Source organism: Ectopseudomonas toyotomiensis (genome assembly GCF_017167985.1).
Classification (GTDB): domain Bacteria; phylum Pseudomonadota; class Gammaproteobacteria; order Pseudomonadales; family Pseudomonadaceae; genus Aquipseudomonas; species Aquipseudomonas toyotomiensis.
Genome location: NZ_CP070505.1, coordinates 1,300,287 through 1,316,761 on the forward strand (window position 1 = coordinate 1,300,287; position 16,475 = coordinate 1,316,761).

16 protein-coding genes and 1 pseudogene are annotated in these 16,475 nt (G+C 63.8%); 12 read left to right on the forward strand and 5 right to left on the reverse strand.

What is annotated here, in order from left to right:
• Window positions 1–77: 77 nt before the first annotated feature.
• Window positions 78–626: a tetratricopeptide repeat protein gene (locus JWV26_RS05940; protein WP_074916562.1), complete on the forward strand. Its 549-nt coding sequence runs from the start codon at window positions 78–80 to the stop codon at window positions 624–626.
• 143 nt (window positions 627–769) lie between these two features.
• On the opposite strand, the gene JWV26_RS05945 is transcribed toward JWV26_RS05940, so the two are convergent.
• On the reverse strand, window positions 770–1,093 hold the full coding sequence (locus tag JWV26_RS05945; RefSeq protein WP_013717157.1) for a DUF1820 family protein: 324 nt from the start codon (window positions 1,091–1,093) through the stop codon (window positions 770–772).
• 191 nt (window positions 1,094–1,284) lie between these two features.
• Here JWV26_RS05945 and miaB point away from each other — a divergent pair, with 191 nt between their 5' ends.
• The 5 genes from miaB (at window position 1,285) to lnt (ending at window position 6,665) form a co-directional block, all read left to right on the forward strand.
• Window positions 1,285–2,628 carry a tRNA (N6-isopentenyl adenosine(37)-C2)-methylthiotransferase MiaB gene (gene miaB, locus JWV26_RS05950; RefSeq protein ID WP_074916563.1) on the forward strand — a complete coding sequence of 448 codons (1,344 nt, stop codon included), beginning with the start codon at window positions 1,285–1,287 and terminating at the stop codon, window positions 2,626–2,628.
• 87 nt (window positions 2,629–2,715) lie between these two features.
• Window positions 2,716–3,708, forward strand: coding sequence for a PhoH family protein (locus JWV26_RS05955; protein ID WP_072424516.1), 993 nt, complete (start codon window positions 2,716–2,718; stop codon window positions 3,706–3,708).
• The gene (ybeY, locus tag JWV26_RS05960) at window positions 3,701–4,180 is read left to right on the forward strand and encodes an rRNA maturation RNase YbeY (protein WP_072424409.1); all 480 of its coding nucleotides are present in this window, start codon (window positions 3,701–3,703) and stop codon (window positions 4,178–4,180) included. Before JWV26_RS05955 ends, ybeY begins: the two co-directional genes overlap by 8 nt.
• A gap of 6 nt (window positions 4,181–4,186) precedes the next feature.
• Window positions 4,187–5,026 carry an HlyC/CorC family transporter gene (locus tag JWV26_RS05965; RefSeq protein ID WP_072424410.1) on the forward strand — a complete coding sequence of 280 codons (840 nt, stop codon included), beginning with the start codon at window positions 4,187–4,189 and terminating at the stop codon, window positions 5,024–5,026.
• A 115-nt stretch (window positions 5,027–5,141) separates the two neighbouring features.
• Window positions 5,142–6,665 (forward strand): apolipoprotein N-acyltransferase, encoded by a 1,524-nt coding sequence (gene lnt, locus JWV26_RS05970; protein WP_206418606.1) that lies wholly within the window; start codon window positions 5,142–5,144, stop codon window positions 6,663–6,665.
• An 82-nt stretch (window positions 6,666–6,747) separates the two neighbouring features.
• Here lnt and JWV26_RS05975 read toward each other — a convergent pair whose 3' ends face one another.
• Both JWV26_RS05975 and JWV26_RS05980 read right to left on the reverse strand, forming a co-directional pair.
• A complete protein-coding gene (locus JWV26_RS05975) occupies window positions 6,748–7,518 on the reverse strand; it encodes a YdcF family protein (protein WP_074916567.1) in 771 nt (256 codons plus the stop codon).
• A 104-nt stretch (window positions 7,519–7,622) separates the two neighbouring features.
• Window positions 7,623–8,051 carry a hypothetical protein gene (locus JWV26_RS05980; protein WP_021489481.1) on the reverse strand — a complete coding sequence of 143 codons (429 nt, stop codon included), beginning with the start codon at window positions 8,049–8,051 and terminating at the stop codon, window positions 7,623–7,625.
• Between the two features lie 178 nt (window positions 8,052–8,229).
• On the opposite strand from JWV26_RS05980, the gene leuS reads away from it, so the two are divergent.
• The 6 genes and pseudogenes from leuS to lipA all read left to right on the forward strand — a co-directional run bounded on the left by leuS (window position 8,230) and on the right by lipA (window position 15,465).
• Window positions 8,230–10,842, forward strand: coding sequence for a leucine--tRNA ligase (leuS, locus tag JWV26_RS05985; RefSeq protein ID WP_206418607.1), 2,613 nt, complete (start codon window positions 8,230–8,232; stop codon window positions 10,840–10,842).
• Window positions 10,843–10,896: 54 nt separating this feature from the next.
• Window positions 10,897–11,508 carry an LPS-assembly lipoprotein LptE gene (locus tag JWV26_RS05990; RefSeq protein ID WP_072424415.1) on the forward strand — a complete coding sequence of 204 codons (612 nt, stop codon included), beginning with the start codon at window positions 10,897–10,899 and terminating at the stop codon, window positions 11,506–11,508.
• A gap of 55 nt (window positions 11,509–11,563) precedes the next feature.
• Complete coding sequence (holA, locus tag JWV26_RS05995) at window positions 11,564–12,598, forward strand: DNA polymerase III subunit delta (RefSeq protein ID WP_206418608.1); 1,035 nt, start codon at window positions 11,564–11,566, stop codon at window positions 12,596–12,598.
• Window positions 12,599–12,728: 130 nt separating this feature from the next.
• Window positions 12,729–12,875, forward strand: a pseudogene (arfA, locus tag JWV26_RS06000) (alternative ribosome rescue factor ArfA); the annotation flags it as partial.
• Between the two features lie 81 nt (window positions 12,876–12,956).
• A complete protein-coding gene (locus JWV26_RS06005; protein ID WP_206418609.1) occupies window positions 12,957–14,213 on the forward strand; it encodes a lytic murein transglycosylase in 1,257 nt (418 codons plus the stop codon).
• Between the two features lie 199 nt (window positions 14,214–14,412).
• Entirely contained in the window at window positions 14,413–15,465 is a 1,053-nt protein-coding gene (gene lipA / locus JWV26_RS06010; RefSeq protein ID WP_206418610.1) for a lipoyl synthase, read from the forward strand.
• A gap of 108 nt (window positions 15,466–15,573) precedes the next feature.
• Here lipA and lipB read toward each other — a convergent pair whose 3' ends face one another.
• Window positions 15,574–16,191 carry a lipoyl(octanoyl) transferase LipB gene (lipB, locus tag JWV26_RS06015; protein WP_206418611.1) on the reverse strand — a complete coding sequence of 206 codons (618 nt, stop codon included), beginning with the start codon at window positions 16,189–16,191 and terminating at the stop codon, window positions 15,574–15,576.
• A 5-nt stretch (window positions 16,192–16,196) separates the two neighbouring features.
• Window positions 16,197–16,475 carry a DUF493 domain-containing protein gene (locus tag JWV26_RS06020; protein WP_206418612.1) on the reverse strand — a complete coding sequence of 93 codons (279 nt, stop codon included), beginning with the start codon at window positions 16,473–16,475 and terminating at the stop codon, window positions 16,197–16,199.

Consider the following 16,475-nt stretch of genomic DNA (forward strand, 5'->3'; position numbering starts at 1 on the left):
CATAATGCGACTGTCGGCACGTTTTGCGCCGACCGGGCACGTCACCCGCCCTGAACTGCCGAGGTCCCGTTATCCAGATGAACCGCACCGGCCGCACCCTGTCCCTGGGCTGCCTGTTGCTTTTCCTCCCGCTGTTTGCATTCGCAGGCGGCAATTCGCTATTGATCCCCGCCAGCGGCAGCTGCGCGCTGAACGCCTCCCCCGAAGAGATGCCCGATGCCCTGGCCAGCTGCCAGGAAATGGCACGCGCCGGCAACACGCAGGCGGCCTATGAGCTGGGTGAGTACTACTACGACGGCAAGCGCACCCCGCGCGATCTAAAGCAGGCCCTGACCTGGTTCGAGCGCGCCTCACTGCAGGGCCACGCCGAAGCGCAGCTGCGCCTGGGCACCATGTTCTTCCGTGGCGAAGGCGTACCGGCCAACAACGTGCAGGCCTACATCGTATTGAAGATGGCATCGGTCAATGGCTCGGACGAAGCCATGGACAGCGCCGACCTGGTGTCGGCGCAGATGCGTCGCGATGAACTGGAAATCGCCAGCCAGGTGCTGGGACAGATCTTCCGCAGCTACCTGCTGGAGCTGCAGACCGCCGAAGGTCGTTCACCTTTCGCGCCCTTGCCCTGACCCCACAGGGTGGGCCGGGCGGCGTTCCGCTTCAGCCCACCAGGTGGCATCGCGATACCGCTGTTGGGCTGAAGCCCACACTACTTCGCTGCCTTAAGCACCATTAAAAGCTGGTGCGCGCGGCACACCCTACGATTCTGCGCTTACTTGTCCGGCATCGGCATGGGGAATGGCATCACGTTGCCGCCGCCCTTGGCCTCGCTGATCTTCGCCGTGCCCAGGCGCTCCACCTCGTCGATGCGGATGATCGCGTGCATCGGCACGAAGCTGCGCACTACACCCTCGAACTGGGCCTTGAGCTTCTCCTCGCTGGGATCGACCACCAGTTGGCTGCGCTCGCCAAAGACGAACTCCTCCACCTCCAGAAAACCCCACAGATCGCTCTGATAGATCTGCTTGGCATACATCTCGTACACCTGGCCCTGGTTGAGGAAAATCACCTTGTAGATGGGATCGCGCTTGCTCATGAAGACTCGAAGTCAGGAAAAAAACAGGGCGCGCAGGATAGCACAGCGGAGCATGCGTAGCCCGGATGCGAACCGCGGATGGACGGCGCAAGACGCCGGATTGCATCCGGGCTACGGGAACTGAGCGGTAGCATCCCCCAGGGCACACGCCTATAATGCGCGGTCATTTTTTAACCACCTCAGACAGTGCCATGACCAAGAAGCTCTATATCGAAACCCACGGTTGCCAGATGAACGAGTACGACAGCTCGCGCATGGTCGACCTGCTGGGCGAGCATCAGGCCTTGGAGGTCACGGAAAAACCCGAAGAAGCCGACGTGATCCTGCTCAATACCTGCTCGATCCGCGAAAAGGCGCAGGACAAGGTGTTCTCCCAGCTCGGCCGCTGGCGCGAGCTGAAGCAGGCCAATCCAGATCTGGTGATCGGCGTCGGTGGCTGCGTGGCCAGCCAGGAAGGCGCGGCGATCCGCGACCGCGCGCCCTATGTCGACGTGGTATTCGGCCCGCAGACCCTGCACCGTCTGCCGGAGATGATCGACGCCGCGCGCACCACCAAGACCGCGCAGGTCGACATCAGCTTTCCAGAGATCGAGAAATTCGACCGCCTGCCCGAACCGCGCGTCGACGGCCCCAGCGCCTTCGTCTCGGTGATGGAAGGCTGCAGCAAGTACTGCACCTTCTGCGTGGTGCCCTACACCCGTGGCGAGGAAGTCAGCCGTCCGCTGGTCGACGTGCTGATGGAAATCACCTCCCTCACCGAGAAGGGCGTGAAGGAAATCACCCTGCTCGGGCAGAACGTCAATGGCTACCGTGGCGAAGCGCCGGACGGCCATATCGCCGATTTCGCCGAGCTGCTACATGCCGTGGCTGCGCTCGATGGCGTCGAGCGTATCCGCTACACCACCAGCCACCCGCTGGAGTTTTCCGACGCGATCATCCAGGCCCACGCCGAGATCCCGCAGTTGGTGAAATACCTGCACCTGCCGGTGCAGTCCGGCTCCGACCGCATCCTCGCGGCGATGAAGCGCAACCACACCGCACTGGAATACAAGTCGCGCATCCGCAAGCTGCGCGCTGCCGTGCCGGACATCCTGATCAGCTCGGACTTCATCGTCGGCTTCCCCGGCGAAACCGAGAAGGACTTCGAGCAGACCATGAAGCTGATCGAGGACGTCGGTTTCGACTTCTCCTTCTCCTTCATCTACAGCTCGCGCCCCGGTACCCCGGCCGCCGATCTGGTGGACGACACCCCGGACGAGGTGAAGAAGCAGCGCCTGGCCCTGCTCCAGCACCGCATCAACCAGAACGGCTTCGAGAACAGCCGGCGCATGGTCGGCACGGTGCAGCGCATCCTGGTCAGCGACTACTCGAAGAAGGACCCGGGCATGCTCCAGGGCCGTACCGAGCAGAACCGCATCGTCAATTTCCGCTGCGACAATCCACGCCTGATCGGTCAGTTCGTCGACGTGCATATCGACGACGCCCTGCCCCATTCGCTGCGCGGCACCCTGCTGGATGCCGACACCCTCCACTAACGTAGCGGGCGCCCCCACTTTGCGTTGCGGGCGCCCGGCGTTATGCTGCCTTTCAATACCCAGACAAGTGACGATCACACCATCACCTTGAACACCTCTCTAGAACCTCATCGTTTTACCCTCGAACCTTTCGAGGCCCGCCGTTTCGCCAATCTCTGCGGCCAGTTCGACGAGCATCTGCGCCTGATCGAAGAGCGCCTCGGCCTGGAAATCCGCAACCGTGGCAACCAGTTCGAGATGCTCGGCGCCGCCGAAAAGACCCAGGCCGCCGAAACCCTGCTGCGCAAGCTGTACCGCGAAACCAAAGCTACCGAGCTGTCGCCCGACCTGGTGCACCTGTACCTGCAGGAGTCCGGCGTCGAGGAACTGGTCAACCCCAGCAACCTGCCGCAGGTCACCCTGCGCACCAAGAAGGGCGTTATCAAGCCACGCGGCGTCAATCAGCAGCGCTACGTCAAGGCGATCCTCGACAACGACATCAACTTCGGCATCGGCCCAGCCGGCACCGGCAAGACCTACCTGGCCGTGGCCTGCGCGGTGGACGCCCTGGAGCGCGAGCAGGTACGACGCATCCTGCTGGTGCGTCCGGCGGTCGAGGCCGGCGAGAAGCTCGGCTTCCTGCCCGGTGACCTGGCGCAGAAGATCGACCCCTACCTGCGCCCGCTGTACGACGCGCTCTACGAGATGCTCGGTTTCGAATACGTGGCCAAGCTGATCGAGAAGCAGGTGATCGAGATCGCACCGCTGGCCTACATGCGCGGCCGCACCCTTAACAACAGTTTCATCATTCTCGACGAGAGTCAGAACACCACCGTCGAGCAGATGAAGATGTTCCTCACCCGTATCGGTTTCGGCTCCACCGCCGTGATCACTGGCGACATCACCCAGGTCGACCTGCCGCGCGGCACCAAGAGCGGCCTGACCCACGTGATCGACGTGCTACGCGACGTGCCCGGCATCAGCTTCACCCACTTCAAGCCCAAGGACGTGGTGCGTCACCCGTTGGTGCAGCGCATTGTCGAAGCCTACGAGCGCCACGACGCGCGCCTGCACGGCAAGGTCGACAGCCACGATGCTTGAACTCGACCTGCAACTGGCCACTGACGGCCAGCACCCGGACGAAGCGCAGCTGCGCCGCTGGTGCGAACTGGCGCTGCGCCAGCGCACGGCCGACTCCGAACTGACCATCCGCCTGGTCGATGAAGCCGAAGGCCGCGAGCTGAACCACACCTGGCGGCACAAGGACTACGCTACCAACGTCCTGTCATTCCCTGCCGAGATTCCTGACGGAATCCTCGACATTCCGCTGCTGGGCGACCTGGTGATCTGCGTACCGGTGGTCGAGCGCGAAGCTGCCGAGCAAGGCAAGACATCGCAAGCGCACTGGGCCCACCTGGTGATCCATGGCTGCCTGCACCTGCTGGGCTATGACCACATCGAGGAAGACGAAGCCCTCGAGATGGAAGATCTGGAACGACAATTGCTCGCCGAACTGGGTCATCCCGACCCGTATGCCGGTGATGAATCTCCTAATGAAAAGGACCCCGAGTAAAACGCCATGAGCGAAGACCGATCGAGCAACGAGCAGAAGTCCTGGTTCAACAAGCTGACCCAGGCTTTTGCTCATGAGCCGAGAAACCGCCAGGAACTGCTGGAAGTCCTGCGCGAAGCCCATCAGAACAAGCTGCTCGACAGCGAAGCACTGGCCATCGTCGAAGGCGCCATTCAGGTCGCCGACCTGCAGGTACGCGACATCATGGTGCCGCGCTCGCAGATGATCAGCATCAAGGCCAGCCAGACGCCCCGCGAGTTCCTGCCCGCCATCATCGACGCGGCGCACTCGCGCTACCCGGTGATCGGCGAAAGCCTCGACGACGTCATCGGCATCCTCCTGGCCAAGGATCTGCTGCCGCTGATCCTGCAGGGTGAACAACCCAACTTCAACATCAAGGACTTGCTGCGCCCGGCCACCTTCGTGCCCGAGTCCAAGCGCCTGAACGTGCTGCTGCGTGAGTTCCGCGCCAACCACAACCACATGGCCGTGGTCATCGACGAATACGGCGGCGTCGCCGGCCTGGTGACCATCGAGGACGTGCTCGAGCAGATCGTCGGTGACATCGAGGACGAGCACGATGTCGAGGAAGACGGCTACATCAAACCGCTGCCCTCCGGCGACTACCTGATCAAGGCACTGACGCCCATCGACAGCTTCAACGAAACCTTCGACAGCCAGTTCTCCGACGACGAGTACGACACCGTCGGCGGTCTGGTGATGAGCGCCTTCGGCCACCTGCCCAAGCGCAACGAAGTCACCGAGATCGGCGAGTTTCGCTTCCGCGTGCTCAACGCCGACAGCCGTCGCATCCACCTGCTGCGCCTGACGCCAGTCAGCCGCTGACGGCTGCTATCCGGGGATGGCAACCGAGCCTCCCCGGATTGCATCCGGGCTACCACTTGCCGCCTACCACTGCCTCCCCCTACCCTTGCGCCACCCCGACTCCAAGGATCACCCCATGCTGCAATGGATCACTCGTCCGGGCTGGCCCGGCCACCTGCTCGCCTGCGGCGCAGGCGCCCTGACCACCCTGACGCTTGCCCCCTTCGACCTGTGGCCGCTGGCCGTGCTGTCCATTGCCCTGTTCTATCTCGGCCTGCGCGAACTGCGCCCGGGCCAGGCGGCGCTGCGCGGCTGGAGCTACGGCTTCGGCCTGTTCGCCGCCGGCACCAGCTGGGTGTATGTGAGCATCCACGACTATGGCGCCGCCTCGCCGGCGCTGGCAGGCATTCTCACCCTGGGCTTCGTCGCCGGGCTGGGCCTGTTCTTCGCCCTGACTGCCGCTCTCTGGGCGCGCTGGATACGCCGCAACGAAGCGCCGCTGGCCGACGCCCTGGCGTTCGCCGCACTATGGGTCGCCCAGGAAGTGTTGCGCGGCTGGTTCCTCACCGGTTTCCCCTGGCTGTATGCAGGCTACAGCCAGCTCGACGGTCCGCTGAGCGGCCTGGTGCCGATAGGCGGAGTCTGGCTGTCATCCTTCGTCATCGCGCTGTCGGCCGCGCTGATCATCAACCTGGAGCGCCTGCGTCCGCACAAACCGCGCTACATCTGTGCCCTGCTTCTGCTGCTGAGCCCTTGGCTCGCCGGCCTGGCGCTGAAGGATCACAACTGGACCCGAGCCGCAGGCAGCAGCCTTACGGTCGCCGCCGTGCAAGGCAACGTCGAGCAGAACCTGAAATGGGACCCGGCCCAGCTCAACGCACAGCTGGCGCTGTATCGTGACCTTAGTTTCAGTGCCGAGCGGGTCGATATTCTGGTCTGGCCGGAAACGGCGATCCCGGTGCTCAAGGACATGGCCCAGGGCTATATCGGCGTGATGGATCGCTTCGCCCGTGACCGCAACAGTGCGCTGATCACCGGCGTGCCGGTGCGCCAATCCAACGAGCGCGGGGAGATTCGTTACTACAACGCCATCACCAGTTTCGGCGAAGGCCAGGGCACCTACCTCAAGCAGAAGCTGGTGCCATTCGGCGAATACGTGCCCCTGCAGGAAGTGCTGCGTGGCTTGATTGCTTTCTTCGACCTGCCCATGTCCGACTTCGCCCGCGGCCCGGCCGACCAGCCACCGCTGCTGGCCAAGGGGCATCGCATCGCACCATTCATCTGCTACGAAGTGGTCTACCCGGAGTTCGCCGCAGCACTGGCAGCGGACAGCGAGATCCTCCTGACGGTGAGCAACGATGCCTGGTTCGGCACCTCCATCGGCCCGTTGCAGCACCTGCAGATGGCGCAGATGCGCGCGCTCGAGGCCGGACGCTGGATGATCCGCGCCACCAACAACGGCATGACCGTGGTGATCGACCCGCAGGGCCGTATCCAGTTCGGCTTGCCGCAGTTCGAACAAGGCGTGCTCTATGGTGAAGTGCTGCCCATGCAGGGACTCACGCCTTATCTGCAATGGCGCATCTGGCCGCTGGCGATTCTCTGCGCCCTGTTACTGGGTTGGGCCCTGCTGGCCAGCCGCATGGCCAAGACCCTGTAGGACGGTCTCGCGAGCGAAGCGAGCAGCCCGCCAGCCCTCGGAACGCAGAATCCGCAGGCTTACTTCCTGCGGCGAGTACGCCCTACTGCTTGCCGTAGACGATGGGATACGCCAACAGGCCGATGGCTTCGTTGAGCAACTGACTGCTCTGCCAGATCACCCGCGACTCCGGCAGCCAGCCACCCAGCGGGCGCTCATAGCCGGCACTTAGGTAACCCATCGGCGCCGTGATCACCTCGAAGCCGGCCTGCTCGAAACTCCGGCGGGCACGCGGCATGTGCCAGGCCTGCGTTACCAGCACCACGCGACGCACACCCTGAGGCTGTAACAGTTCAGCGCTGAGCGTCGCATTTTCCCAGGTAGTGCGGCTCTCCTCCTCCAGCCAGCGGATCTCCAGCCCGTAGTCGCGGCGCATGGCATCGGCCATCAGCGCTGCTTCACTGGGCGGCTGGCCGTAATGCAGGCCACCGCTGGCAGCCAGTGGCAGACCGGACGCGCGCGCCAGACGAGCTGCATAGCGCAGGCGCTCCAACGCCATCAGGCCGGGTTGATCGGTGCGCCCCCAGCCCGGATCGTTCTGCTCACGCCCGGCACCGAGAATCACGATGGCGTCGGCACGCTGCGCCAGCGTCGTCCACTGCGCCTGCTCCAGCACCGGCTCGCGCTCGAGCAACCCCGCGCCCCACTGCATCACCGCCGGCAGACTCATCAGCCAGAGCCCGCCAAAACCCATCGCGAAACAGACCACCGCCACACGCGGAAACCGACGGCGCAACCACCAACCCAGCAGCATCAGCAGCAGCAGGACGCCTGGCGGCATCAACAGTTGTTTGAGGATGTAGCGAATCGGCATCAGGCACCTCCTGGGCGCCCTAGCCTAGCAGGCTGCTGAAACCGTAGGCGACGACTGTATGGATGCAGGAGTAAAGGCGAAACAGGAAGCACGAACCGAAGCAGTTAGCGGGAATTGCCACTGCGAAACAGCTTCGAACCGCAGGCCTGACAGGCCTGGGCATTCTGGCCTCGCTGCCAGGTCACCGGCGTACCGCACAGGGCACAACACAAGGCCTGGCGCCGCTTGAGCAGGGGCTTGGCCTTGGCCACCGGACGGGCGGAGGCACCCTTGCCCATGCGAATTGGCTGGCGCTGTATCAGCGCCAGCTCCTCGGCCGCCGCATGCCAGCCACGCAGCCAGTGCAGGTCACGGTTGAGATAGGCACGAATCAGGTCCAGCTCCGCCGGGCTCAACCCATCAAGCTCCAGCTCGCGCAGCGGCTCAGCATGCAGGCGGCTGGCGGTATCAGCTTCCTCCAGCGCCAGGGCAAGCCTTTGCAACAGTCGCTCGTAAAGGCCACCACCCCGTTCCGCCTGCCGTACATCCGCCATCTAACACCTCGCGAGCCCCGACAACCGCGGGCCTTGAATAAAGCTTAGCGAAGGCCCCGCGCGCAGCCCGGCGCCGCGACAAACGGCGGACGCGGCACAATCTGGGTTTCCCTCGATAGACGGCGCTCATGTATGCTACGACGTTTTCCGCAAGCCCCATTCCTTCAGCGCCAGAGCCATGCACGAACAGTACTCGCCCCGTGAAATAGAAGCCGCCGCGCAGTCCCACTGGGACGCGCAGAAATCCTTCGTCGTCAGCGAACAGCCCGGCAAGGACACCTTCTACTGCCTGTCGATGTTCCCCTACCCCAGCGGCAAGCTACACATGGGGCACGTGCGCAACTACACCATCGGTGACGTGATCGCGCGCTACCAGCGCATGCAGGGCAAGAACGTGCTGCAGCCGATGGGCTGGGACGCCTTCGGCATGCCGGCGGAAAACGCCGCGATGAAAAACCAGGTAGCGCCAGCCAAGTGGACCTACGAGAACATCGCCTACATGAAGTCCCAGCTCAAATCGCTGGGCCTGGCCATCGACTGGACGCGCGAAGTTACCACCTGCAAGCCGGACTACTACCGCTGGGAACAGTGGCTGTTCACCCGCCTGTTCGAGAAAGGCGTGATCTACCGCAAGAACGGCACCGTCAACTGGGACCCGGTGGACCAGACCGTACTGGCCAACGAGCAGGTCATCGACGGCCGTGGCTGGCGTTCGGGCGCGCTGATCGAGAAGCGCGAAATCCCGATGTACTACTTCAAGATCACCGCCTATGCCGAAGAGCTGCTGAGCAGCCTGGATGAGTTGGATGGCTGGCCCGAGCAGGTCAAGACCATGCAGCGCAACTGGATCGGCAAGAGCTTCGGTGCCGACATCGTGTTCGACTACGACGTCGCCAGCATCGGCATCGACGGCCAGCTCAAGGTCTACTCGACCCGCCCCGACACCCTGATGGGCGCGACCTACGTCGCCGTGGCCGCCGAGCATCCGCTGGCCCAACGCGCCGCCGAGGGCAACCCGGCCATCGCTGCGTTCATCGCCGAATGCAAGGCCGGCTCCGTGGCCGAGGCCGACATGGCCACCATGGAGAAAAAGGGCGTGGCCACCGGCCAGTTCGTCATCCACCCGCTGACCGGCGACAAACTGCCTGTGTTCGTCGCCAACTACGTGCTTTGGGGCTACGGCGAAGGCGCGGTAATGGCCGTGCCGGCGCATGACGAGCGCGACTTCGAATTCGCCAACAAGTACGACCTGCCGATCACCCAGGTGTATGCCGGTGAAGGCAAGGACTACGACGCCAGCGCCTGGCAGGACTGGTACGGCGACAAGGCCGGCCTGACCACCATCAACTCCGGCAAGTACGACGGTCTGGATTTCAGCGCCGCCTTCGACGCCATCGTCGGCGACCTCGAAGCCAGCGAACACGGCGCGCGCAAGACCCAGTTCCGCCTGCGCGACTGGGGTATCAGCCGCCAGCGCTACTGGGGCTGCCCGATCCCGATCATCCACTGCGATAGCTGCGGCGATGTGCCGGTGCCGGAAGACCAGTTGCCGGTGGTGCTGCCCGAAGACGTGGTGCCGGACGGCGCCGGTTCGCCGCTGGCGAAGATGCCCGAGTTCTACGAGTGCAGCTGCCCGAAATGCGGCGCACCGGCCAAGCGCGAAACCGACACCATGGACACCTTCGTCGAGTCGTCCTGGTACTTCGCCCGCTACGCCAGCCCGCACTACGAGGGCGGCATGGTCGACCCGCAGGCCGCCAACCACTGGCTGCCGGTGGATCAGTACATCGGCGGCATCGAGCACGCCATCCTGCACCTGCTGTACGCGCGCTTCTTCCACAAGCTGATGCGCGACGAAGGTTTGGTGTCATCGAATGAGCCGTTCAAGAATCTGCTGACCCAGGGCATGGTGGTTGCCGAGACCTACTACCGCACCCTGGAAAACGGCGGCAAGGACTGGTTCAACCCGGCCGACGTCGAGGTCGAGCGTGATGCCAAGGCCAAGGTCATCGGCGCCAAGCTGAAGAGCGACGGTCTGCCGGTGGAAATCGGCGGCACCGAGAAGATGTCCAAGTCGAAGAACAACGGCGTCGACCCGCAGGACATGATCGACCAATACGGCGCCGACACCTGCCGCCTGTTCATGATGTTCGCCTCGCCGCCCGACATGAGCTGCGAATGGTCGGATGCCGGCGTCGAGGGTGCCAACCGCTTCCTGCGTCGTGTCTGGCGTCTGGCTCAGGGCCATGTCAGCGCCGGTCTGCCGGGCAAGCTGGATGTCTCCGCTCTCACCGACGAGCAGAAAGCCGTGCGCCGCGCCATTCACCTGGCGATCAAGCAGGCCAGCAACGATATCGGTCAGCACCACAAGTTCAACACCGCCATCGCCCAGGTGATGACCCTGATGAACGTGCTGGAAAAGGCCGCCACCGCTACCGAACAGGACCGCGCGCTGGTGCACGAAGGTCTGGAAATCGTCACTCTGCTGCTGGCACCGATCACCCCGCACATCAGCCACGAGCTGTGGCAGCGCCTGGGTCATGCCGATGCGGTGATCGATGCGCAGTGGCCGCAGGTCGATGAATCCGCCCTGGTTCAGGACAGCCTGACGCTGGTGGTACAGGTCAATGGCAAACTGCGCGGCGAGATCATCGTTGCGGCCAGCGCCAGCCGCGAAGACGTCGAGGCCGCCGCTCGTGCCAACGAGAACGTCCTGCGCTTCACCGAAGGCCTGAGCATTCGCAAGGTCATCGTGGTGCCGGGCAAGCTGGTCAACATAGTCGCCAACTGATTAAGCTCGGCGCCACACATGTGTGGCGCCGTGATCCGCCAAGGGGATATGAGAATGATGAAACGGAATCTGCTGGTCATCGGCCTGGCTGGCCTGCTCAGCGCATGCGGCTTCCAGCTGCGTGGCACCGGCGATGTGCAGTTCGCCCTCACGGAACTCGACGTCAGCGCGCGTGATGCCTACGGCGACACCGTGCAGCAAGTACGTGAAGTGCTGGAGAACAACGACGTTCGCGTCTACTCCGGCGCCCCCTACAAGCTGGTGATCGCCCGCGAGACCGAGAATCGTCGCGGCGCCAGCTACAGCAGCGGCGCACGTACCGCCGAGTACGAGCTGACCATGGGTCTGGAATACGAGATCCGCGGTGCGAAGAACCTGCTGCTGACCGGCAACAAGGTGGAAGTGCAGAACTACTACCAGCAGGACGACAACAACCTGGCCGGCTCCGACCAGGAAGCGGCTCAGCTGCGTAGCGAGCTGCGCCGTGAAATGATCCAGCAACTGATGTTCAGCCTGCAGCAGATCACGCCCGAGCGACTGGACCAACTGCAGCAGACCGCCGAAGCCCGCGCCAAGGCCGAAGCCGAAGCACTGGAAGCGCAGCGTCGGGCTCGTGAGAGCCAGGTCGCGCCGCAGCAGTCGCCGATCGAACTGCCGTCCCGCTAAAGGCCCAAGGGCCGCAGCCGCGGCCCGACGCCCTGCCCCTGATGACATCAACCCGATGAAGCTTGCCCCAGCGCAACTCGGCAAACACCTGCAAGGCGCACTGGCACCTGTCTATGCGATCAGCGGCGACGAGCCATTGCTGTGCCAGGAAACCGCTGACGCCATTCGCAATGCCTGCCGCCAGCAGGGGTTCGGCGAACGCCAGGTGTTCAATGCCGAAGCCAACTTCGACTGGGGCAACCTGCTACAGGCTGGCGCCAGCCTCTCGCTGTTCGCCGAGAAACGCCTACTGGAACTGCGCCTGCCTTCCGGCAAGCCAGGCGACAAGGGCACAGCCGCCCTGCTCGAGTACCTGGCCCGGCCGCCCGAGGACACCGTCCTGCTGCTGAGCCTACCCAAGCTCGACGGCAGCATGCAGAAATCCAAATGGGCCAAGGCGCTGATCGACGGTCAGGTGAGCCAGTTCATTCAGATCTGGCCGGTAGACGCCAACCAGTTGCCGCAGTGGATTCGCCAGCGCCTCGCTCAGGCCGGCCTGAGCGCCAGCGCCGATGCCGTGGACATGATCGCCGCGCGCGTCGAAGGCAACCTGCTGGCCGCCGCCCAGGAAGTGGAAAAGCTCAAGCTGCTCGCCGAAGGCAACCAGGTGGATGCCGAAACCGTGCAGGCGGCCGTGGCCGACAGCGCCCGCTTCGACGTATTCGGCCTGATCGACTGCGCCCTGGCTGGCGATGCCGCCCATGCCCTGCGCGTACTCGAAGGCCTGCGTGGTGAAGGCGTGGAAACCCCGGTGATCCTCTGGGCGCTGGCGCGCGAAATTCGTCTGCTGGCCGGCATCGCCCACCAGCAAAGCCAGGGCATCCCGCTGGACAAGGCCTTCTCCAGTGCCCGCCCCCCCGTCTGGGACAAGCGCCGTCCGCTGGTTTCCAAGGCGTTGCAGCGCCACAGCAGCAAGCGCTGGGGCCAGTTATTGCAGCAGGCGCAACTGATCGATGCGCAGATCAAAGGCCAGGCGGCTGGCGATCCGTGGAGCGAGCTCGCCATGCTGACCCTGCAACTGGCCGGACAGCGGCTACGTCTCGCAACGTAGCGCGGGTACAAACCATCACTTGGTGATGGCGGCTGCACTCGCTCTGAGCCCCATCTGGACATTTTCTGTACAGCGGCGCATAGTCCTCGCCGCCTGCATAGGCGCAGGCCAGTCTGCATGAGGAAATTCCATGAGCAAGAAAACCGGCAAACGGCCGAACAAGGCCAAATCCATCGTCGCCCAACCGCTGTTTCGCTCCCGCCAGGAACGACCACAGAAAGGCAAAGGCAGCTACCGCCGCGAAGCCTCCCACAATTGGGAGGCTTCTTGCTTTATGGGGTATGTCGACTCACTGATGGCCCTGCCTGTTGCCCGAGCATGCTAAGGTAAGCGCCTGCTTAAACGTCCTGAGATAGACATGCCACACCAGCTTCCTCGTCGCGTCCTGGCTCTGCTTCCTCTTCTGCTGCTGGCGGCCTGCGCCCAGGCCCCGGCGGAAAATCTGCCTACCGCCACAGCCCCTGCAGCGGTTCAGACTGCCACCGAAACAACCTTGCCCAGTTTCGCCGACTGGCGTCAGGCCATGCGTAGCGAAGCGATTGCCGCCGGCATCGACGCGGCGCTGTTCGATCGCGTATTCGCTGGCGTCACCCCTGACCCTGCGGTGCTCAAGGCAGACAGCAGTCAGCCCGAGTTCACTCGCCCGGTGTGGGAATATCTCGACGGCGCCGTCTCCTCCAGCCGCATCGGCCGCGGCCGGGTATTGCTGGCCCAGCACAACGCCATGCTGCAACGCATCGAACAGCAATATGGCGTCGAAGCGCAGATCCTGGTGGCCATCTGGGGCCTGGAGAGCAACTTCGGTAACAATATCGGTAGCCACAGCGTCATCCGCTCCCTCGCTACGCTGGCCTATGACGGTCGCCGCCAGGGCTTCTGGCGTGCCCAGTTGCTGGCCGCCCTGCAAATCCTGCAGAACGGCGATGTGCCCAGCGAACGCATGATCGGTTCCTGGGCCGGCGCCATGGGCCAGACTCAGTTCATGCCCACCACCTACAACCAGCATGCGGTCGACTTCGACGGCGACGGCAAGCGCGACCTGTGGAACTCTCAGGCCGACGCCCTGGCCTCGGCCGCCCATTACCTGCAGGCATCCGGCTGGCAGCGAGGGCAGCCTTGGGGCTTCGAAGTGAACCTGCCGAATGGCTTCGACTACGCCCTGGCCGACCCGGATCAACGCCGCACGCTGGCCGAATGGGCAGAGCTCGGCGTAAGGCCGCTGGCACCGACAGGCGCAGCGGCGAGCTCCCGCGCCAGCCTGCAGCTGCCTGCTGGGCATCAAGGTCCCGCCTTCCTGCTGCTGGATAATTTCCGCAGCATCCTCAAGTACAACAATTCCACGTCCTACGCGCTGGCCATCGGCCTGCTCGCCGACAACCTGCTACGCACCACCGAAATCAAGGGGCAATGGCCCCGGGGTGAGCGTCAGCTGGGGCGTAGTGAACGTGTCGAACTGCAGGAACTGCTGGCCCAGGCCGGCTTCGACCCAGGCCCGGCCGACGGCATCATCGGCGCCAATACGCGCAAGGCCATTCGCGCCCTGCAACTGCAGTTGAACTGGCCAGCCGATGGCTACCCCAACACCCAACTGCTGCAACAGCTGCGCACACGCTGAATCCAGCACTGACACCTCAGAGGGGCTTGCCATCATCGGCAAGCGCCTTGCCGAGCGGTCATAGCGCCGCCTCCCCAAAACGCCTTGGCTGTGTTTTGTCGACAGGCGGCCTCAGCGTCTGCATACACCTTCTGTGGTAGACTGGCCGGCGGCCAAAAGCCACCTGCCCACGGAGCCTCTACCGGAGCCCAGATTTCCGATGTCCGACACCTCCTCGCCCAAATCCGTCGCCAGCGGCGAAAAATTTCGCACCGCCCAAGGCATTACCGCGATCAAGGATGGTCAGAAGCGCCGCGCCTCGGCCGAACCCCAGGTTTTCGAACCCAAGCCCAAGTGGCTGCGGGTCAAGGCTCCTGGTGGTAGCCGTTTCGAGGCGGTCAAGCGCAACGTCGGCGAACACCGCCTGAGTACCGTCTGTCAGGAATCGCACTGCCCGAACATGGGCGAATGCTGGTCCAACGGCACGGCCACCATCATGCTCATGGGCTCGGTGTGCACCCGCGCCTGCCGCTTCTGCGCCGTGGACACCGGCAATCCCAATGGCTGGCTTGACCTGGAAGAGCCGCAGAACACCGCCAAGTCGGTGGAGCTGATGGCCCTGCGTTATATCGTGCTGACCTCGGTGGACCGTGACGATCTCGAAGATGGCGGCGCCAGCCACTACGCAGCCTGCGTGCGAGCGATCAAGGAAAACACCCCGCAGGTGGTGGTCGAAGCCCTGACCCCGGATTTCGATGGCGATCATCAGGCCATCGAGCGCGTCGTCGACTCCGGCCTGGAGGTGTTCGCGCAGAACGTCGAGACGGTCAAACGTCTCACCCATGTGGTACGCGACCCGCGCGCCGGCTACGAGAAGACCCTAAAGGTGCTCGAGCACGCCAAGAAGCACCGTCCCGACGTGCTGACCAAGACCAGCCTGATGCTCGGCCTGGGTGAAACCGACGAGGAAATCCTCGAGACCATGGATGACCTGCGCACCATCGGCGTGGACATTCTCACCCTCGGCCAGTACCTGCAGCCGACGCGCAACCACCTCAAGGTGCAACGCTGGGTCAGCCCTGAAGAATTCAACCGCTTGCGCGACATCGGCCTGGAGAAAGGCTTCATGGAAGTCGCCGCCGGCCCGCTGGTGCGCTCCAGCTACCGCGCCGACCGCGTGTTCGAGAAGAACAACCTGGGTCTCGCCGCTCCGGTTCCGGTGCCTGGCCAGGAAGTTAATGCCAGCCTGATTCCGGCGCTAAATCTGAACTGAAATTAGTCTTCACGACAAACGAAAAAGGGACGCCTCGGCGTCCCTTTTTCGTTGCTTGCAGTAGGCTGCGCCGTGCGCACCAAGAAATCGCCGATGGGTGGCGACGCGCTACGCGTAACCCAGACGGACACGCAGTACCTGCTCCAGACGTCGCGACACCTCGTCGAACGCAGGCGGCGATTGCAGCAGGTCACGCATCTGCATCATCTTCAGCCCCGCGTAGCCGCATGGGTTGATGCGCAGGAAAGGCGACATGTCCATATCGACGTTCAGCGCCAGGCCATGGAAGGAGCAGCCACGGCTGACGCGCAGCCCCAGCGAAGCGATCTTGTCACCTGCCACATAGACGCCCGGCGCATCCGCTTTGGGCGCCGCCTCGATGCCATAGCTGGCCAACAGCTCCACCAGGCTCTGCTCCATGGCGGTGACCAGTTCACGCACACCAAGGTCAAGGCGACGCAGATCCAGCATCAGATAGGCCACCAGCTGACCGGGACCGTGGTAGGTCACCTGCCCACCGCGCTCGACCTGAATCACCGGAATATCGCCGGCAGCGAGTACATGCTCGGCCTTGCCAGCCTGGCCCTGAGTGAACACCTTGGGATGCTGCAGCAACCAGATTTCGTCCGGGGTCTGCGCATCGCGCTCACGGGTCAACTCGCGCATGGCTTCCAGTGTGGGCTGGTAGTCGACCAATCCTAGGTGACGGACGACAAGCTCGGGCATGGCTATCACAGCACCATATGCACGCGGCCGGTGGCACGCAGGTCGACGTGAATCGCCTGCAATTGCTCGACACCGGTGGCCGTGATCAGCACCTGAACGGAAATGAAGTTACCGTTGCGGCTGTCACGCATCACCAGCGTGGAGGTATCCAGATCGGGGGCGTGGCGCTGGATCACTTCGATCACCAGGTCGGAGAAACCCTCACCAGCGGTGCCGATAACCTTGATCGGGTAACGCTCGCAGGGGAATTCGATTTTTGGCGGTTGAACGTCGCTATCGGTCAT

Bases quoted from the DNA above. Each gene is read 5' to 3' on its own strand.
- JWV26_RS05940 (WP_074916562.1), top strand. From the start codon at position 78: ATGAACCGCACCGGCCGCACCCTGTCCCTGGGCTGCCTGTTGCTTTTC.
- JWV26_RS05945 (WP_013717157.1), bottom strand. From the start codon at position 1,093: ATGAGCAAGCGCGATCCCATCTACAAGGTGATTTTCCTCAACCAGGGC.
- miaB (WP_074916563.1), top strand. From the start codon at position 1,285: ATGACCAAGAAGCTCTATATCGAAACCCACGGTTGCCAGATGAACGAG.
- ybeY (WP_072424409.1), top strand. From the start codon at position 3,701: ATGCTTGAACTCGACCTGCAACTGGCCACTGACGGCCAGCACCCGGAC.
- JWV26_RS05965 (WP_072424410.1), top strand. From the start codon at position 4,187: ATGAGCGAAGACCGATCGAGCAACGAGCAGAAGTCCTGGTTCAACAAG.
- lnt (WP_206418606.1), top strand. From the start codon at position 5,142: ATGCTGCAATGGATCACTCGTCCGGGCTGGCCCGGCCACCTGCTCGCC.
- JWV26_RS05975 (WP_074916567.1), bottom strand. From the start codon at position 7,518: ATGCCGATTCGCTACATCCTCAAACAACTGTTGATGCCGCCAGGCGTC.
- JWV26_RS05980 (WP_021489481.1), bottom strand. From the start codon at position 8,051: ATGGCGGATGTACGGCAGGCGGAACGGGGTGGTGGCCTTTACGAGCGA.
- leuS (WP_206418607.1), top strand. From the start codon at position 8,230: ATGCACGAACAGTACTCGCCCCGTGAAATAGAAGCCGCCGCGCAGTCC.
- JWV26_RS05990 (WP_072424415.1), top strand. From the start codon at position 10,897: ATGATGAAACGGAATCTGCTGGTCATCGGCCTGGCTGGCCTGCTCAGC.
- holA (WP_206418608.1), top strand. From the start codon at position 11,564: ATGAAGCTTGCCCCAGCGCAACTCGGCAAACACCTGCAAGGCGCACTG.
- JWV26_RS06005 (WP_206418609.1), top strand. From the start codon at position 12,957: ATGCCACACCAGCTTCCTCGTCGCGTCCTGGCTCTGCTTCCTCTTCTG.
- lipA (WP_206418610.1), top strand. From the start codon at position 14,413: ATGTCCGACACCTCCTCGCCCAAATCCGTCGCCAGCGGCGAAAAATTT.
- lipB (WP_206418611.1), bottom strand. From the start codon at position 16,191: ATGCCCGAGCTTGTCGTCCGTCACCTAGGATTGGTCGACTACCAGCCC.
- JWV26_RS06020 (WP_206418612.1), bottom strand. From the start codon at position 16,475: ATGACCGATAGCGACGTTCAACCGCCAAAAATCGAATTCCCCTGCGAG.